General features: G+C 72.6%; 13 protein-coding genes and 2 pseudogenes. 11 read left to right on the plus strand and 4 right to left on the minus strand.

Features of this window, described 5'->3' with window-relative positions; all coding sequences use genetic code 11:
• The first annotated feature begins 98 nt into the window (after positions 1-98).
• A complete protein-coding gene (locus tag NEH16_RS23655; protein WP_073968182.1) occupies positions 99-497 on the plus strand; it encodes a DUF3040 domain-containing protein in 399 nt (132 codons plus the stop codon).
• Between the two features lie 315 nt (positions 498-812).
• Here NEH16_RS23655 and NEH16_RS23660 read toward each other — a convergent pair whose 3' ends face one another.
• The 4 genes and pseudogenes from NEH16_RS23660 to NEH16_RS23675 all read right to left on the minus strand — a co-directional run bounded on the left by NEH16_RS23660 (position 813) and on the right by NEH16_RS23675 (position 6,507).
• Entirely contained in the window at positions 813-3,224 is a 2,412-nt protein-coding gene (locus NEH16_RS23660) for a transglutaminase TgpA family protein (protein WP_265544815.1), read from the minus strand.
• 55 nt (positions 3,225-3,279) lie between these two features.
• A pseudogene (locus NEH16_RS23665) lies at positions 3,280-4,646 on the minus strand (DUF58 domain-containing protein).
• Positions 4,646-5,695, minus strand: coding sequence for an AAA family ATPase (locus NEH16_RS23670; protein WP_073968185.1), 1,050 nt, complete (start codon positions 5,693-5,695; stop codon positions 4,646-4,648). The pseudogene NEH16_RS23665 and the gene NEH16_RS23670 overlap by 1 nt, the downstream one beginning before the upstream one ends.
• Positions 5,696-5,976: 281 nt before the next feature.
• The gene (locus NEH16_RS23675; protein ID WP_073968186.1) at positions 5,977-6,507 is read right to left on the minus strand and encodes a beta-class carbonic anhydrase; all 531 of its coding nucleotides are present in this window, start codon (positions 6,505-6,507) and stop codon (positions 5,977-5,979) included.
• 377 nt (positions 6,508-6,884) lie between these two features.
• Here NEH16_RS23675 and rsmH point away from each other — a divergent pair, with 377 nt between their 5' ends.
• The 10 genes and pseudogenes from rsmH (at position 6,885) to NEH16_RS23725 (ending at position 19,370) form a co-directional block, all read left to right on the plus strand.
• Positions 6,885-7,850 (plus strand): 16S rRNA (cytosine(1402)-N(4))-methyltransferase RsmH, encoded by a 966-nt coding sequence (gene rsmH / locus NEH16_RS23680; RefSeq protein ID WP_018104446.1) that lies wholly within the window; start codon positions 6,885-6,887, stop codon positions 7,848-7,850.
• 94 nt (positions 7,851-7,944) lie between these two features.
• Complete coding sequence (locus tag NEH16_RS23685; RefSeq protein ID WP_265547353.1) at positions 7,945-8,424, plus strand: FtsB family cell division protein; 480 nt, start codon at positions 7,945-7,947, stop codon at positions 8,422-8,424.
• Positions 8,425-8,428: 4 nt separating this feature from the next.
• Complete coding sequence (locus NEH16_RS23690) at positions 8,429-10,402, plus strand: peptidoglycan D,D-transpeptidase FtsI family protein (RefSeq protein ID WP_265544818.1); 1,974 nt, start codon at positions 8,429-8,431, stop codon at positions 10,400-10,402.
• Positions 10,403-10,419: 17 nt separating this feature from the next.
• Positions 10,420-12,138, plus strand: coding sequence for a UDP-N-acetylmuramoyl-L-alanyl-D-glutamate--2,6-diaminopimelate ligase (locus NEH16_RS23695; RefSeq protein WP_265544820.1), 1,719 nt, complete (start codon positions 10,420-10,422; stop codon positions 12,136-12,138).
• A 4-nt stretch (positions 12,139-12,142) separates the two neighbouring features.
• Entirely contained in the window at positions 12,143-13,549 is a 1,407-nt protein-coding gene (locus NEH16_RS23700; protein WP_073968190.1) for a UDP-N-acetylmuramoyl-tripeptide--D-alanyl-D-alanine ligase, read from the plus strand.
• Positions 13,546-14,616, plus strand: a complete 1,071-nt coding sequence (gene mraY / locus NEH16_RS23705) for a phospho-N-acetylmuramoyl-pentapeptide-transferase (protein WP_073968191.1) — start codon at positions 13,546-13,548, stop codon at positions 14,614-14,616. The genes NEH16_RS23700 and mraY overlap by 4 nt, the downstream gene beginning before the upstream one ends.
• Positions 14,613-16,040 carry a UDP-N-acetylmuramoyl-L-alanine--D-glutamate ligase gene (murD, locus tag NEH16_RS23710; RefSeq protein WP_265547355.1) on the plus strand — a complete coding sequence of 476 codons (1,428 nt, stop codon included), beginning with the start codon at positions 14,613-14,615 and terminating at the stop codon, positions 16,038-16,040. The genes mraY and murD overlap by 4 nt, the downstream gene beginning before the upstream one ends.
• A 49-nt stretch (positions 16,041-16,089) precedes the next feature.
• Positions 16,090-17,423: pseudogene (gene ftsW / locus NEH16_RS23715) on the plus strand (putative lipid II flippase FtsW).
• A gap of 6 nt (positions 17,424-17,429) precedes the next feature.
• Positions 17,430-18,524 (plus strand): undecaprenyldiphospho-muramoylpentapeptide beta-N-acetylglucosaminyltransferase, encoded by a 1,095-nt coding sequence (gene murG, locus NEH16_RS23720; protein WP_018104454.1) that lies wholly within the window; start codon positions 17,430-17,432, stop codon positions 18,522-18,524.
• A 51-nt stretch (positions 18,525-18,575) separates the two neighbouring features.
• Positions 18,576-19,370: a cell division protein FtsQ/DivIB gene (locus NEH16_RS23725; protein ID WP_265544823.1), complete on the plus strand. Its 795-nt coding sequence runs from the start codon at positions 18,576-18,578 to the stop codon at positions 19,368-19,370.
• The last annotated feature ends 114 nt before the right edge of the window (positions 19,371-19,484 follow it).

A 19,484-nucleotide genomic window follows, 5' to 3' on the forward strand; every position in this document is an offset into this window, starting at 1 on the left:
GTTTGGCAATGAGGGCGGGTTTCACGGGGGCGATTCCCTGCCTATCCTGGAAGGGCCGCATACCGGCCGCCCCCGCGGCCGACGACGAGGAGGACTCCGTGCCGCTCTCGGAGCACGAGCAGCGAATGCTCGAGCAAATGGAGCGAGCGCTGTACGCCGAAGATCCCAAGTTCGCGACAGCGCTCGAGGGAAGTGGGCTGCGTACGTACACCCGGCGACGGGTCTACCAGGCGGTCGCTGGCTTTCTGGTGGGTATCGCGCTCCTCATGGCCGGAATGGTCGCTCAGCAGATCTGGATCAGCGTGGTGGGCTTCCTCGTCATGCTGGGCTGCGCGGTGCTCGCGGTCACGGGATGGCGCAAGGCGCCCAAGCCGGGCGAGCAGCAGTCGGTGCGCGCGGGTGGCGCGGGCGACCGCAGGCAGTCCCGTCAGCGCCGGTCCGTGATGAACCGGATCGAACAGCGGTGGCAGCGCCGCCGCGACGAGCAGGGACAGTAACCACAGAACGCTTCAGCTGAAGGGGCGGCCGCCGACCGGGCGGCCGCCCCTTCACGCGTATGGCCGCCCCGGGCGGCCGACACCGTTGGCACGGGCCCGTCCGCGTGGTGGCGCGCGGCCCGGCGCGCTGCGCCTGCGCGGGGGTGCGTCCGGGCCGAGGCCCCCGACCCCCCTGGGCGTGGGGGACCAGCGCAGCCCCGTGCGGCGTCGGTCCGTACGGCGGCTGCCCTTCGGGGCCCCCGCCCGCGGGCGGCCGTCCCGGGCCGGGGCGCACACTGCCCGGCCGGCGCAGGCCCCGGGCCGCCCGCGGCCCCCTCAGCCTTCCTGGCGGGACGGGCGCCGGGTCCATGCCGGGCGCGGTGGCAGGTGGAAGCGGGCCGACAGGGCCGTTCGGCGCCTGGACAGGGCCCAGGCCACCCGTACGGACGAGCGGGGGGCGAGGAGCGCGCGGAGGCGGGCCGGGCGGCCGGCCGAGAGGGCCAGACCGGTCCGTACCGCCCGCGCGTCCTCGGCGAGGCCCGACGCCGGGCGCGGCTCGGGGGCGTAGAGCACCTGCTCCACCGCTCCCGCGACCCGGTGCACCGCGTCCGCCGCCTCCGTGTCCAGCCGGCCCAGCCGCACCAGCCGCTCGGCCGCCCGGCGCGGGGTCAGCGCCTCGTCCGGCGGAATGCCGTGGTCCCACGCCGTGTCGGTGACCTCCCGCCACACCGCCAGCGTCCGCGCGGTCGTGTCGGCGGGGGTGCGGCCGCCCGAGGAACCCAGGCGGCGGGCCCGCGCCCGCAGGCGCCAGAACATCGGCAGCAGCGGCAGCAGCAGGACGACCACCACCGCGGCGGCCACGCCCAGCACGGTCCCGGTCGGCGCCCCCGGGTCGGTCGGCGCGGCGGCACCGGGCGCGGCGGACTGCCCGCACTCGCCCTGCTTGCGCATCTGCGCCGGGCAGCTCTCCGAGGCGGACGGCGTGGCCGCGACCGGCGCCGAGGCGTCCGCCTCCGGCCGGGCCGGGTCCGCCGCGTCACCGGTCGGAGCGTCGGGCAGGGTGTACGACGGGACGGAGCCCCGCGTCGGCGTCGGCTCGAAGCGCGTCCAGCCGATCCCCTCGAAGTACAGCTCGGGCCAGGCGTGCGCGTCGCGCAGCCCCACCGAGTACGAACCGTCCGCCTGCGCGCTGCCCGGGGTGAAGCCCACCGCGACCCGGGCCGGGATGCCCAGCGTCCGGGCCATCGCCGCCATCGTGAAAGAGAAGTGGACGCAGAAGCCCTGCTTGTCCTTCAGGAAGCGGGCGATCGCCGCGCTGCCCGTACCGGAGTCGACCGAGGTGTCGTACCTGAACCCGCCGTCGGTGGAGAAGTAGTCCTGGAGCTTCACCGCCCGCTCGTAGGAGTTGGCGGCCCCCTTCGTGACCTCGTCGGCCGTCCGCGCGACCACCTTCGGCAGCGAGTCGGGCACCTGCGTGTACTCGCGCAGGAGTTCCGGCGGCACCGCGCCCGCGCGGGCGAGCTGGTCGGACGTCGGCTGCACATCGAGGCTGGTCACCGTGTACTGCGCGCCGCCGGTGGTCTCCCCGTCGTCACCGACGAGGGTGCGTCCCTCCGGCTCGAAGCGCCACCGGCCGCCGATCCGCACCTCGGACGCCGGATAGGGCAGCGGCAGATACGTCTGCTTGTAGGAGGCCGACGCCGAGACGGTCGACCTGATCTCCGCGACCGCGACGGACGAGGACAGCCCGGCCGGAGTCGGCAGCCGCTTCGGCACGTCCTGGAGCTTGCGCGTCGAGGCACGCCACTCGTTCCCGTTGAACTGGTCCAGGGCCAGGATGCGCAGATAGAAGTCGCCCGGACTGCTCGCGTCGGTGCGGTACGACATGACCTGCCGGTTCTCCGGCTGGTTGAGGTTGTCCTGGAGCGAGACCAGCGGGTTCACCGCGGAGATCGTGCCGCCCCCGCCACCCCTGCCGCCTCCGCCGCCCGCACCGGCCAGCAGGCCGCCGTCGAGCGCCGGCAGCGCCGCGGGCACCACGAGCGCGATCCCGAGGGCCACCGCCCCGATCCGGCGCCCCGTGCGGACCGGGGCCGCCGCCCGGCCGCCGCCCGTGGTGTCGAGCCCGGCGGACGAGCCCCGGGGCCGCGCGGCGCCCGCGAAGACCCGGCCCCACTGGGAGAGCCGGTCGCGCCCCTCGGCCAGCAGGAGCAGCAGATAGCCGCAGGCGGCCAGGAGGAACCACAGCCAGCCCGCACTCCCCTCCGCCAGCCCGGCGGCCACCGAATACAGCGCCAGCAGCGGCAGCCCGGCGGGCGCGGCGCTGCGGAACGTCACCGCCAGCGTGTCCACCAGAAGACCGACCAGCAGGACACCGCCCACCAGCATCAGCCGGATGCCCGGGGTCGCCGGTGCCGGGATCGCGTACCGCCCGACGTCTTCGCCGCCGGCCGTGAGCAGGTCCACCAGCTGCCGCAGGGCCTGCGGTCCGGGCAGCACGCCCGCCACCGCCTGCTCCCGGGCGAACGCCACGGTCAGCAGCACCACCATGACCAGCGCCTGGGCGGCGGCCGTCAGCAGCCGGGGCAACGGCACCCGGCGGCCCAGCACCCCCACCCCGCACTGCACGGCCAGCAGGAACGCCGCCTGCACGAGCCAGCTCACCGGGTCCACCAGCGGCAGCATCGAACAGGACGCCATCAGCGTCGCCGCGAAGGCGGCCAGCGCCAGCCGGCCCCGACCGCTCATGACCGCCCCCTCAAGCCCAGCCCTCTCGGGCCCAGCCCCCTCAAGCCCAGCCCCCTCATGACCAACCCCCGAAGCCCGCCGGGCCGGCCGCGGCGCCGGACCCGGCCACCGCACCGTGCCGGGCCGCCAGCCGCCACAGCTCGGCCAGCCGCGCGCCGGGCTCCGCCGAAACCACCGTCCACCCCGCCTCGCGCAGCACCCGCAGCCGCCGCTCCGCCGCCTCCCGGGAGGCGGGCGAATCGCCGTTCACCCAGGCGGCGCTGTCCAGGACGAAGGCCACGGCCCCGCCGCTGCGCTGCCGCATCCGGGCGGCCATCCCGGCCTGCTCCTCGTCCAGATCGCCGAGGAAGGCGATCAGCAGCCCCTCGCCGCCCCCGCGCAGCACGTCGTGGGCCCGGGAGAGACCGCCGCCGTCGGAGTGCCCGATCTCCGCGAGGGTGTCCATCATCAGCCCCGCCGCGTCCGCGGTGGCCTGCGTGGCACCGGCGAAACCGCCCTCGCCCTCGCCCGGCACCGCGTCCCCCGCGTCCGTCAACAGCCGGACCGCGAAGCCGCGCTCCAGCATGTGCACCAGCGCGGACGCCGCACCGGAGACGGCCCACTCGAACGCGGAGTCCGGCCCCGACCCCCGGTAGGCGGTCCGGCGGGTGTCCAGCAGGACCGTGCACCGGGCGCGCTGCGGCTGCTCCTCGCGGCGCACCATCAGCTCCCCGTAGCGCGCGGTGGAACGCCAGTGGACCCGGCGCAGATCGTCCCCGTAGCGGTAGCCGCGCGGGATCACGTCGTCGTCACCGGCCAGCGCCAGGGACCGCTGGCGCCCCTCGCCGTATCCGGAGGACTCACCGGCCAGCGGCGCGGGGGCAGCGGTTCGGTGCGGGGGACCACGACCAGGGTGTCGTAGGCGCTGAACGAGCGGGTCAGCTCGCACATGCCGAAGGGGTCGCTCAGCCGCAGTTGCAGCGGGCCGAGCGGATAGCGCCCGCGCAGGTCGGACCGGACCCGGTAGGACACCTCGCGGCGCCCGCCCGCCTCCACCCGGTCCAGCACGAAGCGGGGCCGCGGCCCGAGCACGTACGGCACCCGGTCCTGGAGCATCAGCAGCCCCGTGGGCAGCCGCGAGACGTTGTCCATGCGCAGGTGGACGCGGGCCTCGGAGCCGGCCGGGACGCGCGAGGGGGAGAGCCTGCGGGTGCCCGTGACCCGGTAGCGGGTCCGGTGGAGCACGGTCACGGAGACCAGCGGCAGCACCGCGAGCAGCAGCCCGACCCGCAGCAGGTCGCCCTGGCCCAGTACGTAGGCGCAGACCGCCGCCGCGATCCCGGCCGCGAGGAAGGACCGGCCACGGGTCGTCAGGCCGCCGAGCGCGGCCCGCAGGCCGCCCTTGTCGTCCCCGTCCACCGCCACGGGCCCCGACGCGGCCATCACGGACGCCGCGCGCCGGGCTGCTGCGGGCCGCCGTACGCCGGGCCCGCCGGATACGCGGGAGCCTGGGGGCCGGAGCCGCCCGAGGCCGTGGGCACCGGGGTCTGCTGAAGGATCTCCAGCACCACCTGCTCGGCGGTGCGCCGGTTGAGCTGGGCCTGAGCGGTGGGCAGCAGCCGGTGCGCGAGCACCGCGACGGCCAGGGCCTGCACGTCGTCCGGCAGGCAGTAGTCCCGGCCGGCCAGCGCGGCGGACGCCTTGGCGGCGCGCAGCAGGTGCAGCGTGGCGCGCGGCGAGGCGCCGAGCCGGAGGTCGAGGTGGCCGCGGGTGGCCGCGACGAGCTGGACCGCGTATCTGCGGACGGCCTCGGCGACATGGACCGCGCGCACCGCCTCGATCAGCTTCACGATGTCGTGCGCGTGCGCCACGGGCTGGAGGTCGTCGAGCGGCGAGGGGCCGCCGTGCACGTCGAGCATCCGCAGCTCGGCCTCCGCGCTGGGATAGCCGATCGACACCCGGGCCATGAACCGGTCGCGCTGGGCCTCGGGCAGCGGATACGTGCCCTCCATCTCGACCGGGTTCTGCGTCGCCACGACCATGAAGGGGTCGGGCAGCTCGTAGGTGTGCCCGTCGATGGTGACCTGGCGCTCCTCCATCGACTCCAGGAGCGCGGACTGGGTCTTCGGGGAGGCGCGGTTGATCTCGTCGCCGATCACGACCTGCGCGAAGATCGCGCCGGGCTTGAACTCGAAGTCCCGGCGCTGCTGGTCGTATATGGACACACCGGTGATGTCCGAGGGCAGCAGGTCGGGCGTGAACTGGATGCGCCGCACCGAGCAGTCGACGGACCGGGCCAGCGCCTTGGCCAGCATGGTCTTGCCCACGCCCGGCACGTCCTCGATCAGGAGGTGCCCCTCCGCGAGCAGCACGGTCAGCGAGAGCCGCACGACCTCGGGCTTGCCCTCGATCACGGCCTCCATCGACCTGCGCACCCGATCGACGGTGGTGGTCAGATCTGTGAGGCTCGCTCGATCGTCATAGGTCGTCACCCCGGCCCTCCTCGGCCCCGCCCCACGCTCACCAGGAGCAGGGGATTCCCCAGTCACGGGCCGGTGCCCTCGTGCGGCCCGGCCCACCCCGAATTGCGGACACCGCGCCGGACGGGGTCCGGCGGGGTGTCACTCACGCATTCTTGTTGCCGTTACCGCTTCGTGTCACTCGCCTGTGGACAACCCGGGGCGATATGTCGGATTGGGTGAGGATTTCGTCACCGGAAGGTGGTGGTCCGGTGTCCCTCGGGCCTTCGGCCGGGACCACGCGGGCCTTCGGTTCAGGAGGCGGGCAGGACCTCGCGCAGCTTGCCGGTGGTCACGTCGAAGACAAAACCGCGCACGTCGTCGGTGTGCTTGAGGAACGGCGAGGTGCGGGCCCGCTGCATCGACTGCCGCACGTCCTGGTCGGCGTCGGTGTACGCCTCGACGGCCCAGGACGGCCGCTGCCCGACCTCGTGCTCCAGCTCCTGGCGGAAGTCCTCCGTGATCGACTCCATGCCGCAGCCGGTGTGGTGGATCAGGACGATGCTGCGGGTGCCCAGCGCCCGCTGACTGATCGCCAGCGACCGGATGACGTCGTCGGTGACCACGCCGCCCGCGTTGCGGATGGTGTGGCAGTCACCGAGCGAGAGGCCGAGCGCCTTGTGCAGGTCGAGACGGGCGTCCATGCAGGCGACCACGGCGACCTGGAGCACCGGCTTGGCGTCCATGCCGGGGTCCTTGAAGTCTGCTGCGTAACGGCCGTTCGCCTCGACCAGGCGGTCGGTGACGGTGGGGGCGGAGGCGGGGGAGTGCGCGGAAGTCGACATGCTCAAGACGTTAGCCTTCGCCCCCCACCCCCGGGCGAGAGGGAAGCGGACAAAAAACGTCAACAGTGCTTGTTGTGAGGTAATCCACAGGCCCGCCTTCCGCCACCCGTGCGGGTGAACACGCGACGGCCGACGCGCTGTCGGGTTGATTGATCGGGAATCGATCGAGTGGCAGGGTGGACTAAAGTGACGGGAAGTTACCGACACCCTGCACATTTCGAACTTTTACCCGTGTGCGCGGCGTACGTACGGCCCGGCCCTCTCCCGCTCGCCGGTCGGCTGACGCCCCTTCCCCGGCGCCGGCGGACCTCCCCTTCGCGAGCGGGCGGGGACCAGGCCGTACGTCCCGCCACCGGGAGCTGAGCCTGAGAGGGCGCATGAGCCAGACCCGACACGTCCCGGTGATGCTCCAGCGATGCCTGGACCTGTTGGCACCGGCTCTGGAGGCCCCGGGCCCGCAGCCCCCCGTGGTCGTCGACTGCACCCTCGGCCTCGGCGGCCACAGCGAGGCGCTGCTCTCCGCCTTCCCCACCGCCCGGCTGATCGCCCTCGACCGGGACAAGGAGGCGCTGCGCCTCTCCGGCGAACGGCTCGCCCCCTACGGCGACCGCGCGACCCTGGTGCACGCCGTCTACGACGAACTGCCCGAGGTGCTCGACCGGCTCGGCATCCCCAAGGTGCAGGGCATCCTGTTCGACCTCGGCGTCTCCTCGATGCAGCTGGACGAGTCCGACCGGGGCTTCGCCTACGCCCGTGACGCACCGCTCGACATGCGCATGGACCAGACGACCGGCGTGAGCGCCGCCGAGGTCCTCAACACCTACCCGCCGGGCGAACTGGTGCGCATCCTGCGCGCGTACGGGGAGGAGAAGCAGGCCAAGCGCATCGTCTCCGCCGTCGTGCGCGAGCGCGAGAAGGAGCCGTTCACCAACAGCGCCCGGCTGGTCGAACTCATCCGCGAGGCCCTGCCGCAGGCCGCCATGCGCACCGGGGGCAACCCCGCCAAGCGCACCTTCCAGGCCCTGCGCATCGAGGTCAACGGCGAGCTCACCGTCCTGGAGCGGGCCATCCCCGCCGCCGTCGCCGCCCTCGCCGTCGGCGGGCGCATCGCGGTCCTCTCGTACCAGTCCCTGGAGGACCGGCTCGTGAAGCAGGTCCTCGCGGCGGGCGCCGCCAACACCGCCCCGCCCGGCCTGCCCGTCGTCCCCGAGCGCTACCAGCCCCGGCTGAAGCTCCTCACCCGGGGCGCCGAACTCCCCACCGAGGAGGAGGTCGCCGAGAACCGGCGCGCCGCCCCCGCCCGGCTGCGCGGCGCCCAGCGCATCCGCGAGGACGAGCGGTGAGCCGGCGGACCGCCGCGCGCGCCGGGGACGGAGCGGCGCGGTGAGCAAACCGGCCGGGCAGCCCAAGGGCCGCGTCGCACGGCTCACCCGGCTGATGCCCGCCGGGCCGAGCAGCGCGGCCCGGACCCCGTTCGTCCTGCTGGTCGTGGTGCTCCTCGGCGGCGGCCTGATCACGCTGTTGCTGCTCAACTCCGCGCTCAACGAAGGCTCCTTCGAGCTGAGCGAGCTGAAGAAGCGGACCACCGAACTCACCGACGAGCAGCAGGCCCTCCAGCACGACGTCGACGCCTCCTTCGAGCCCGACGCGCTGGCCCGGCGCGCCCGTGAGCTGGGCATGGTCCCCGGCGGCAGCCCCGCCTTCCTCGGCCCGGACGGCAAGGTCCGGGGCGTCCCGTCCAAGGCCGCTCCGGCCCCGGTCGTCGCGCCCCCGCCCAGCACACCGACGCCCACGCCGACGCCGACGCCGACGCCCACCCCCGCCGGCCCGGCCGCCACCACTCCGGCGCCCGGGCCCACCGGGTCCACGCCCTCCGGCACACCGGCAGCACAGCCCTCCACGAGCCCCGGCAGGTGACGCAGTGCCCCCCAAGGAACCGCCGCGCCGCCGGGTACCCGGCCCCGCGCGTCCCCGTAACGCCTCCCCGGCATCCGGCCGTCCCCGGCCCCAGCAGCGCCGGCGGCCGTCGCCCGCCGCGCAGCGCGCCCGCGCCCGGCGGCCGCTGCGGCTGGGCAGCCCGCGCCCCCGGCTGCGGCTGGTCAGCCTCGCCCTGACGCTCGTCATGATCGCGTTCGTCGTACGGCTCCTCCAGGTCCAGGCCGTCGACGCGCACGCGTACGCCGCGAAGGCCGAGACGAACCGCTACCTGAGCTACACGGTCGCCGCGGAACGCGGGGAGATCACCGACCGCAGCGGCATCGCGCTGGCCACCAGCGTGGACGCGTACGACATCACGGCCGACCCGAAGATGTTCACGCCGGCCGACAGCAAGGCGCCCGACGCCCCCCAGCAGGCCGCCGCCCTGCTCGCGCCGATCCTCGGCGTCGACGCGGACGGCCTCGTCAAGAAGCTCTCCAAGCCCAAGAGCAGGTACGCGGTCCTGGCGCGGAGGCAGACCCCGCAGGTCTGGAAGCAGATCAAGGACCTCAAGTCCGTCTTCGCCGAGAAGGCCGCCAAGGACAAGGCGGCCGGCGGGCCCGGCGCCAATGTGCTGGCGGGCGTCTTCCAGGAGTCCACCACCAAGCGGGTCTACCCCAACGGCACCCTGGCCGCCGGGATACTGGGTTACGTCAACGCCGAGGGCAAGGGCGCCGGCGGCCTCGAATCCCAGCTGAACAAGCAGCTCGCGGGCGAGGACGGCACCATCAAGTACGCCCAGTCCGGCGGCCGCAGGGTGCCCACGGCGGGCACCAAGGAGGTCCCCGCGGTCCCCGGCTCCGACATCGAGCTGACCATCGACCGCGACATCCAGTGGGCCGCCCAGAAGGCCATCTCCGAGCAGGTGTCGAAGTCCAAGGCCGACCGCGGCTACGTCATCGTGCAGAACACCCGCACCGGCGAGGTCCTCGCCATGGCCAACGCCCCCGGCTTCGACCCCAACGACCTCTCGCAGGCCGACGCCGCCTCGCTCGGCAACGCCGCCCTCCAGGACGTCTACGAGCCCGGCTCCACCAGCAAGGTGATGTCCATGGCCGCCGTCCTCGAAGAGGGCGCCGCCACGCCCCTCACGCACGTCACGGTCCCCAACCGGCTGCACCGGGGCGACCGACTCTTCAAGGACGACATCGACCACGCCACCTGGCAGCTCACGCTCAACGGCGTGCTCGCCAAGTCCAGCAACATCGGCACCATCATGGCCACCGGCCAACTGGGCAAGACGCAGCCCCAGGCGAACAAGGTGCTGTACTCCTATCTGAGGAAATTCGGCATCGGATCGCCCACCGGGCTCGACTACCCCGGCGAGACGCCCGGCCTCCTCGCCAAGCCGCAGGACTGGTCCACCTCGCAGCAGTACACGATCCCGTTCGGCCAGGGTCTCTCCCTCAACGCCATGCAGGCCGCCTCGATCTACTCGACCATCGCCAACGGCGGCGTACGGATCCAGCCGACGCTGGTACGCGGCACCAGGGGCCCGGACGGCCGCTTCACCCCGGCCGAGGCTCCCGAACAGACGCGCGTGGTCAGCGAGAAGACCGCGAAGACGCTCGCCACCATGCTCGAATCGGTGGTCGCCGACCAGGAGGGCACCGGCACCAAGGCCCAGATCCCCGGCTACCGGGTCGCGGGCAAGACCGGCACCGCCAACCGCGTCGACCCGGTGCGCGGCGGCTACCACGGCTACACCGCGTCCTTCGCCGGTTTCGCGCCCGCCGACGACCCCCAGGTCACCGTCTACTGCGCGATCCAGAACCCCACCAGGGGCAGCCACTTCGGCGGCCAGACCTGCGGGCCCATCTACAAGCAGGTCATGGAATTCGCCCTCAAGACGCTCCAGACACCCCCGTCCGGCCGCGAGCCGGCCAAGCTGCCGGTGTTCTTCGGAACCGGCGAGTGAACGCGCGGAGACCACCAGTGACAACCATCACCCCCGACCCCGGGAACCGGAACGAGAACCTCCGTTCGCCCGGCCCCTCACTTCGCGAGAGGCCGGGTGAGCCCGGTACGCTCACCGCCGTGCCCCACGCCGAACAGTCCCGAACGACCCAGAAGGACGCACCTGTGAACTACCCGGGAGCGCCTCGCCCGGACCGCCTGCGGCCCACCTCCCTGGTCACGCTGGCAGAGCGGCTCGGACTTGAACCGCCGGGCACCGGCGACATCACCGGCATCACCCACGACTCCCGTGCGGTGCGCCCCGGAGACCTGTACGCGGCCCTGCCCGGCGCCCGCCTGCACGGCGCCGACTTCGCCACCCAGGCGGCCGGCCTCGGCGCGGCGGCCATCCTCACCGACCCCTCCGGCGCCGACCGCGCCCGGGCCACCGGCGTGCCGGTCCTGGTCACCGAGAACCCGCGCGCCCGGATGGGCGAACTCGCCGCCGAGATCTACGGCCACCCCGGCACCGACCTCCTCCAGATCGGCATCACCGGCACCTCCGGCAAGACCACCACCGCCTACCTGGTCGAGGGCGGCTTCCGCGGCGCCGGACGCGCCACCGGGCTCATCGGCACGGTGGAGATGCGGATCGGCGACGAGCGCATCAAGTCCGAGCGCACCACGCCCGAAGCCACCGATCTCCAGGCCCTGTTCGCCGTCATGCGCGAACGCGGCGCCGACGCCGTCACCATGGAGGTCTCCAGCCACGCGCTGGTCCTCGGCCGGGTCGACGGCTGCGTCTTCGACGTCGCCGTCTTCAACAACCTCAGCCCGGAGCACATGGAGTTCCACTCCGGCATGGAGGACTACTTCCAGGCCAAGGCCCAGCTCTTCACCCCGCAGCGCAGCAGGCGGGGCGTCGTCAACTACGACGACGAGTACGGCCGCAGGCTCGTCACCGAGGCGACGGTGCCCATCACGACCTTCTCCGCCGAGGGCCACCCGGACGCCGACTGGCGCGCCGAGGACGTCGTCGTCGGCCAGCTCGGCTCCACCTTCACCGTCGTCGGTCCGGACGGCGCACGGGCCACCGCCAAGGCCCCGCTGCCCGGCCCGTTCAACGTCGCCAACACACTGGCCGCGATCGTCGCCCTCGCCGTCGCCGGCATCGACCCGCAGACCGCGGCGGACGGCATCGCGACCGTCCCCGGGGTGCCCGGCCGGCTGGAGCGGATCGACGCCGGACAGCCCTACCTCGCCCTGGTCGACTACGCGCACAAGACCGACGCCGTCGAGTCCGTGCTGCGGTCCCTGCGCAAGGTCACCAAGGGCCGGCTGCACATCGTCCTCGGCTGCGGCGGCGACCGCGACACCACCAAGCGCGGCCCGATGGGCGCGGCGGCGGCCCGGCTCGCCGACACCGCCGTACTGACCTCCGACAACCCCCGCTCCGAGGACCCCCTCGGCATCCTCGCCGCGATGCTCGCGGGCGCCGCCGAGGTGCCCGTCCACGAGCGCGGCGACGTCCTGGTCGACGCCGACCGCGCCGCGGCCGTCGCCGCCGCGGTGGCCCGGGCCGAGCCCGGCGACACCGTGCTCGTCGCCGGCAAGGGCCACGAGCAGGGCCAGGACGTCCACGGCGTCGTCCGCCCCTTCGACGACCGGATCGTCCTGCGCGAGGCCATCGAGCGCTCCCTGGGGCACGAAGGCGCCGGGCCCCGTGCCTCCCACCACGAGAACAACAGTCAGGGATGACCAAGTGATCGCCCTTTCCCTCGCCGAGATCGCCGAAATCGTCGGCGGGCAGACGCACGACATACCGGATCCGGCAGTAACCGTCAGCGGACCGGTCGTCATCGACTCCCGCAAGGTGACCCCCGGCAGCCTCTTCGTCGCCTTCGCCGGCGAACGGGCCGACGGCCACGACTACGCCGAGCGCGCCGTCGAGGCGGGCGCGGCCCTCGTCCTGGCCACCCGGCCCGTCGGCGTGCCCGCGATCGTCGTGGACGACGTCGTGGCCGCCCTCGGGGCGCTCTCCCGCGCCGTCGTCGGCCGCCTCGGCGCCACCGTCGTGGCCCTCACCGGCTCCGCGGGCAAGACCTCCACCAAGGACCTCATCGCGCAACTCCTGGAGCGCAAGGGGCCCACCGTCTACCCGGAGGGCAACCTCAACAACGAGATCGGCCTGCCGCTCACCGCGCTGCGCGCCACCGACGAGACCAAGCACCTGGTCCTCGAAATGGGCGCCCGCTACATCGGGGACATCCGCTACCTCACCGGACTCGTCCCGCCGCGCATCGGCCTCGTGCTCAACGTCGGCAGCGCGCACATCGGCGAGTTCGGCGGCAAGGAGCAGATCGCCCAGGCCAAGGGCGAGATGGTCGAGTCGCTCCCCGAGGACGGCATCGCCGTGCTCAACGCCGACGACCCTCTCGTACGCGCCATGTCCTCCCGTACCAAGGCCCGCGTCGTCCTCTTCGGAGAGGGCGCGGATGCGGACGTACGGGGTGAAGACGTGCACCTCACCGACGACGGACGCCCCGCGTTCCGCCTCCGAACACCCACCGGGTGCAGCGAGGTGACCATGCGCCTGTACGGTGAGCACCACGTGTCGAACGCGCTCGCCGCGGCCGCCGTCGCCCATGAGCTGGGCCTGTCCGCAGACGAGATCGCCGAAGGGCTCTCCGAGGCGGGCTCCCTCTCCCGCTGGCGTATGGAGGTCACCGAGCGTCCGGACGGCGTGACGTTCGTCAATGACGCCTACAACGCCAACCCCGAATCCATGAAGGCAGCGCTCCGCGCGCTGGTCGCCATGGGGAAGGGGCGTCGTACGTGGGCGGTGCTCGGCCTCATGGCCGAGCTGGGCGACGCCTCGCTCGCCGAGCACGACGCGGTCGGACGGCTCGCCGTCCGACTCAACGTCAGCAAGCTCGTCGCGGTCGGGGGCAGAGAAGCCTCCTGGCTGCAACTGGGCGCATACAACGAGGGTTCGTGGGGTGAGGAGTCGGTGCACGTGTCCGACGCACAGGCTGCCGTCGACCTGTTGCGCAGGGAACTGCGCCCGGGAGACGTGGTGCTGGTGAAGGCGTCCCGGTCGGTCGGCCTCGAGCAGGTCGTCACAGCACTGCTGGAGAACGCGACCGAGGGCGAGGTCGCGGGCCGATGAGGCAGATCCTCTTCGCGGGAGCCATCGGGCTCTTCCTGACCCTGGTCGGCACGCCGCTGCTGATCAAGCTCCTGGCCCGCAAGGGATACGGGCAGTTCATCCGCGACGACGGCCCGCGTACCCACGGGTCCAAGAAGGGCACGCCCACGATGGGCGGCATCGCCTTCATCCTGGCGACGCTCATCGCGTACTTCCTGGCGAAGGTGATCACCGGCGAGGAGATGCGCTTCTCCGGTGTGCTGGTCCTCTTCCTGATGGCCGGCATGGGACTCGTCGGCTTCCTGGACGACTACATCAAGATCGTCAAGCAGCGCTCGCTCGGTCTGCGCGCCAAGGCGAAGATGGCCGGCCAGCTGATAGTCGGGATCGCCTTCGCGGTGCTCTCGCTCCAGTTCGCCGACGCCCGCGGCAACACCCCGGCCTCCGACAAGCTCTCGTTCGTCGAGGACTTCGGCTGGTCGATCGGCCCGGTGCTGTTCGTCGTCTGGGCGCTGTTCATGATCCTCGCCATGTCCAACGGCGTGAACCTGACGGACGGTCTGGACGGCCTGGCCACCGGCGCGTCGGTGATGGTCTTCGGCGCGTACACCTTCATCGGGCTCTGGCAGTTCCAGGAGTCCTGCGCCAACGCCGGCACCCTCACGAACCCGAGCGCCTGTTTCGAAGTGCGCGACCCGCTCGACCTCGCGGTCGTGGCCTCCGCGCTGATGGGCTCCTGCTTCGGCTTCCTGTGGTGGAACACCTCGCCGGCCAAGATCTTCATGGGGGACACCGGCTCGCTCGCCCTCGGCGGCGCGCTCGCCGGCCTGGCGATCTGCTCGCGCACCGAATTCCTGATGGCCATCCTCGGCGGCCTCTTCGTGATGATCACGATGTCCGTCGTCATCCAGGTCGGCTCGTTCAAGATGACCGGCAAGCGGGTCTTCCGGATGGCCCCGCTCCAGCACCACTTCGAACTCAAGGGCTGGTCCGAAGTCCTTGTCGTGGTCCGCTTCTGGATCATCCAGGGCATGTGCGTGATCGTCGGACTCGGCCTCTTCTACGCAGGATGGGCAGCCAAGAAGTGAGCAACGTGGACTGGCAGGGCAAGCACGTCACGGTCGCCGGGCTCGGGGTCTCCGGAATCCCGGCGGCCCGGGTGCTGCACGGCCTCGGCGCCGTCGTCACCGTGGTCAACGACGGCGACGACGAGCGCTCCCGCGCCCAGGCGGCCGAGCTGGAGGCGCAGGGCATCGCCGTGCGCCTCGGCGACGGCGACACCCTGCCCGAGTCCACCGAGCTGATCGTCACCGCCCCCGGCTGGAAGCCCGGCAAGCCGCTGTTCGCCGCGGCCGCCGAGGCGGGCGTCCCGGTCTGGGGCGACGTCGAACTCGCCTGGCGGCTGCGCGGCCAGGACGGCCGCGAACCGGCCCCCTGGCTCGCGGTCACCGGCACCAACGGCAAGACCACGACCGTACGGATGCTCGCCTCCATCCTGGAGGCCGCCGGGCTGCGCACCGCCGCCGTCGGCAACATCGGCGTCTCCCTGCTGGACGCCGTCCTCGGCGAGGAGGCGTACGACGTACTCGCCGTCGAACTCTCCAGCTACCAGCTGCACTGGGCGCCCTCGCTGCGCGCCCACTCCGCCGCCGTGCTCAACCTGGCCCCCGACCACCTCGACTGGCACGGCTCCATGGAGGCGTACGCCGCCGACAAGGGCCGGATCTACGAGGGCAACCGGATCGCCTGCGTGTACAACGCGGCCGACCCGGCCACCGAGGACCTGGTGCGCGAGGCGGACGTCGAGGAGGGCTGCCGGGCCATCGGCTTCACCCTCGGTACGCCGGGGCCCTCGCAACTCGGCGTGGTGGACGGCATCCTGGTCGACCGGGCGTTCGTGCAGAACCGCCAGAAGCAGGCCCAGGAGCTGGCCGAGGTCGCGGACGTGAATCCGCCGGCCCCGCACAACATCGCCAACGCCCTGGCCGCCGCGGCCCTGGCCCGCGCCTACGGTGTCGCGCCCGCCGCCGTGCGGGACGGGCTGCGGAACTTCCGCCCCGACCCGCACCGCATCGAGCACGTCGCGGACGTGGCCGGGGTCGCGTACGTGGACGACTCCAAGGCCACCAACACGCACGCCGCCGAAGCCTCGCTCGCCGCCTACGACTCCATCGTCTGGATCGCCGGCGGCCTCGCCAAGGGCGCCACCTTCGACGAGCTGGTGACCGGGTGCGCCAAGCGGCTCCGGGGCGTCGTGCTGATGGGCGCGGACCGGGCCCTGATCCGCGAAGCCCTCGCGCGACACGCCCCCGAGGTACCCGTGGTCGACCTCGACCGGACCGACACTGGGGCGATGTCCGAGGCGGTCCGCGAAGCCGCACGGCTCGCCCGGCCGGGCGACACCGTACTGATGGCCCCGGCCTGCGCCTCCATGGACATGTTCGTCAACTACAACAAGCGGGGCGAGGCATTCGCGGACGCCGTCCGCGCGCGCGCCGCCGAGAGCGTCTGACGGGCCCGGCCGCCGCGCCCCGGGCACGAGCAGTGGAGGGGACAGGGACATGCCGGCCGAAGAGAGCGTGCGGGTCAGGCCCGCTGCCAAGGTCCGGCGGCCCGCGTCGGTGCGGGTCCGGAGCACCGGCAGCCCGCGCAGCCCGCGCGGCGGCGGAGTACGGCGGCTGTACGAGCGGGCCCGGCGGGCCTGGGACCGCCCGCTGACGGCGTACTACGTGATCCTGGGCGCCGGACTGCTGATCACCGTGCTCGGCCTTGTGATGGTCTACTCCGCCTCGATGATCAAGGCGCTGGAGCTGGGCAAGCCCGGCACCTACTTCTTCCGCAAGCAGTTCCTGGCCGCCGTGATCGGGGCCGGGCTGATGGCGCTGGCCGCCCGGATGCCGGTGAAGCTGCACCGCGCGCTGTCCTACCCGCTGCTCATGGGCGCCGTCTTCCTGATGGTCCTGGTCCAGGTGCCCGGGATAGGGATGTCGGTCAACGGCAACCGCAACTGGCTCTATCTGGGCGGGCCCTTCCAGCTCCAGCCCAGCGAGTTCGGCAAGATGGCGCTCGTGCTGTGGGGGGCCGACCTGCTCGCCCGTAAACAGGACAAGCGGCTGCTGACCCAGTGGAAGCACATGCTGGTGCCGCTGGTGCCGGTCGCCTTCATGCTGCTCGGGCTCATCATGCTCGGCGGCGACATGGGCACTGCGATCATTCTCACGGCCATCCTCTTCGGCCTGCTCTGGCTGGCCGGGGCGCCCACCCGGCTGTTCGCCGGCGTGCTCGCCACCGCCGGGCTCATCGGATTCCTGCTGATCAAGACCAGCCCCAACCGCATGTCCAGGCTGGACTGCATGGGGGCCAGCGAGCCGGGGCCGGGAGGCTCCTGCTGGCAGGCCGTGCACGGCATCTATGCTCTGGCGTCAGGCGGATGGTTCGGTTCCGGCCTCGGCGCGAGTGTGGAAAAATGGGGCCAACTTCCCGAACCGCACACCGACTTCATCTTCGCCATCACCGGGGAGGAACTGGGGCTGGCGGGGACGCTGTCGGTGCTCGCCCTCTTCGCGGCTCTAGGCTATGCGGGTATCCGCGTGGCCGGACGCACGGAGGACCCCTTCGTGAGGTACGCAGCGGGAGGTGTGACCACCTGGATCACGGCGCAGGCCGTGATCAACATCGGTGCGGTGCTCGGCCTGCTGCCGATCGCCGGTGTCCCGCTCCCGCTGTTCTCCTACGGGGGTCGGCCCTGCTGCCGACCATGTTCGCCGTCGGGCTGCTGATCGCGTTCGCGCGGGACGAGCCCGCCGCGAAGGCGGCCCTGGCCGTGCGGAGGCCCGGGGTGAGATGGAAGACGATGAGACGGCGCGTCAAGAAGCGTCCGTCCGGAGAGCGGTGAAATTCGGTGCATGTCGTACTCGCCGGCGGGGGGACCGCCGGCCACATCGAGCCCGCGCTTGCCCTCGCGGACGCCCTGCGCAGGCAGGACCCGAGCGTGGGGATCACCGCTCTCGGCACGGAGCGCGGACTCGAGACCAGACTCGTACCCGAGCGGGGATACGAGCTGGCGCTGATCCCGGCCGTACCGCTGCCGCGCAAGCCGACCCCCGAACTCATCACCGTCCCGGGCCGGCTGCGCGGCACCATCAAGGCCGCCGAGCAGATCCTGGAACGCACCAGGGCCGACTGCGTGGTCGGCTTCGGCGGCTACGTGGCCCTGCCGGGCTACCTCGCCGCCAAGCGCGCCGGCGTCCCGATCGTGGTCCACGAGGCCAACGCCCGCCCCGGCCTGGCCAACAAGATCGGCTCGCGGTACGCGCACGGCGTCGCCGTCTCCACGCCCGACAGCAAGCTGCGCGGCGCCCGCTACATCGGCATCCCGCTCCGCCGCACCATCGCCACCCTCGACCGGGCCCGGGTCCGCCCCGAGGCGCGCGCGGCGTTCGGCCTCGACCCCAACCTGCCGACGCTGCTGGTCTCCGGCGGCTCGCAGGGCGCCCGCCACCTCAACGAGGTGGTGCAGCGTGTTGCTCCGCTGCTCCAGCGCTCCGGCATCCAGATCCTGCACGTGGTCGGGCCGAAGAACGAACTGCCGCGCGTGGACAACATGCCCGGGATGCCCCCCTACATCCCGGTACCGTACGTGGACCGGATGGATCTCGCGTACGCCGCGGCCGACATGATGCTCTGCCGTGCGGGCGCGATGACCGTCGCCGAACTCTCCGCCGTCGGACTGCCCGCCGCCTACGTCCCGTTGCCCATCGGCAACGGCGAACAGCGGCTCAACGCCCAGCCGGTGGTCAACGCCGGCGGCGGTCTGCTGGTGGACGACGCCGCGCTCACCCCCGAGTGGGTGCAGGGCAACGTCCTCCCGGTGCTGTCCGATCCGCACCGGTTGTATGAAATGTCCCGGGCCGCCGCCGAGTTCGGCCGCCGGGACGCCGACGATCTGCTGGTCGGCATGGTGTACGAGGCGATTGCCGCACGCCGTAACGCGTGAGGCGGACGGGTCCGGGGGCGGTGGCCCCCGGACCCGGCTTAAGGAGCGAGCGTGGCCGGACCGACGACCGCCCAGCGCGGTGCAGGGAAGCAGGAGGACGCCCCGGACCGGCCGCCGCGCCCAGGCCCCGAGGGGCGCCGCGTCTCCCGGCGCCGGCTGCTGCTCCTGATCGCCGGAGCCGTGCTGCTGCTCGGCTCCGGCGTCATCTGGGCGCTGTACGGCTCCTCCTGGCTGCGGGTCGAACAGGTCAGGATCACCGGCGTCCGGGTGCTGACGCCGGCCGAGGTGGAACGGGCCGCGGCGGTGCCAATGGGCGCCCCGCTCGTCTCCGCGGACACCGGCGCCATCGAGAAGAGGTTGCGCCAGAAGTTGCCTCGTATCGACGAGGTGGATGTCGTTCGGTCATGGCCGCACGGCATCGGACTTAAGGTGACCGAACGAAAGCCGGTCCTGTTGGTGAAAAAGGGCGGAAAGTTCATCGAAGTGGACGACGAGGGCGTGCACTTCGCGACGGTGGACAAGTCGCCCGGGCATGTGCCTCTGCTGGAAATGGCCACGGGCCGTTCCGCGAGTCTGCGCCGCTTCGGCAGTGACCGGCTGGTGCGGGAAGCGGTCCGGGTCGCGGGTGACCTCCCGGACGGCGTCGCCGAGGACACCCGGGTCGTCCGGGTCGACTCGTACGACGCCATCTCCCTGGAACTCGGCGGGGATCGCACGGTGATGTGGGGAAGCAGCGGAGCGGGCGCGGCGAAGGCGAAAGTCCTCACCGCTCTCATGAAGGCCGCCCCCAAAGCGGGACACTTCGACGTGAGTGCCCCCACCGCCCCCGCGGTGTCGGGTGGTTGACGCACATTTGGCCTGGCCAGCACCCTGGTTGGTCAGCGCTACGGGTGATCACATAGGGTGAAAAGAAAAACGGGAGGTTCGGCGTGTTCGTTGAACGTGCGCCACTTGTCGACT

It is taken from the genome of Streptomyces drozdowiczii, assembly GCF_026167665.1.
Lineage (GTDB): Bacteria > Actinomycetota > Actinomycetes > Streptomycetales > Streptomycetaceae > Streptomyces > Streptomyces drozdowiczii_A.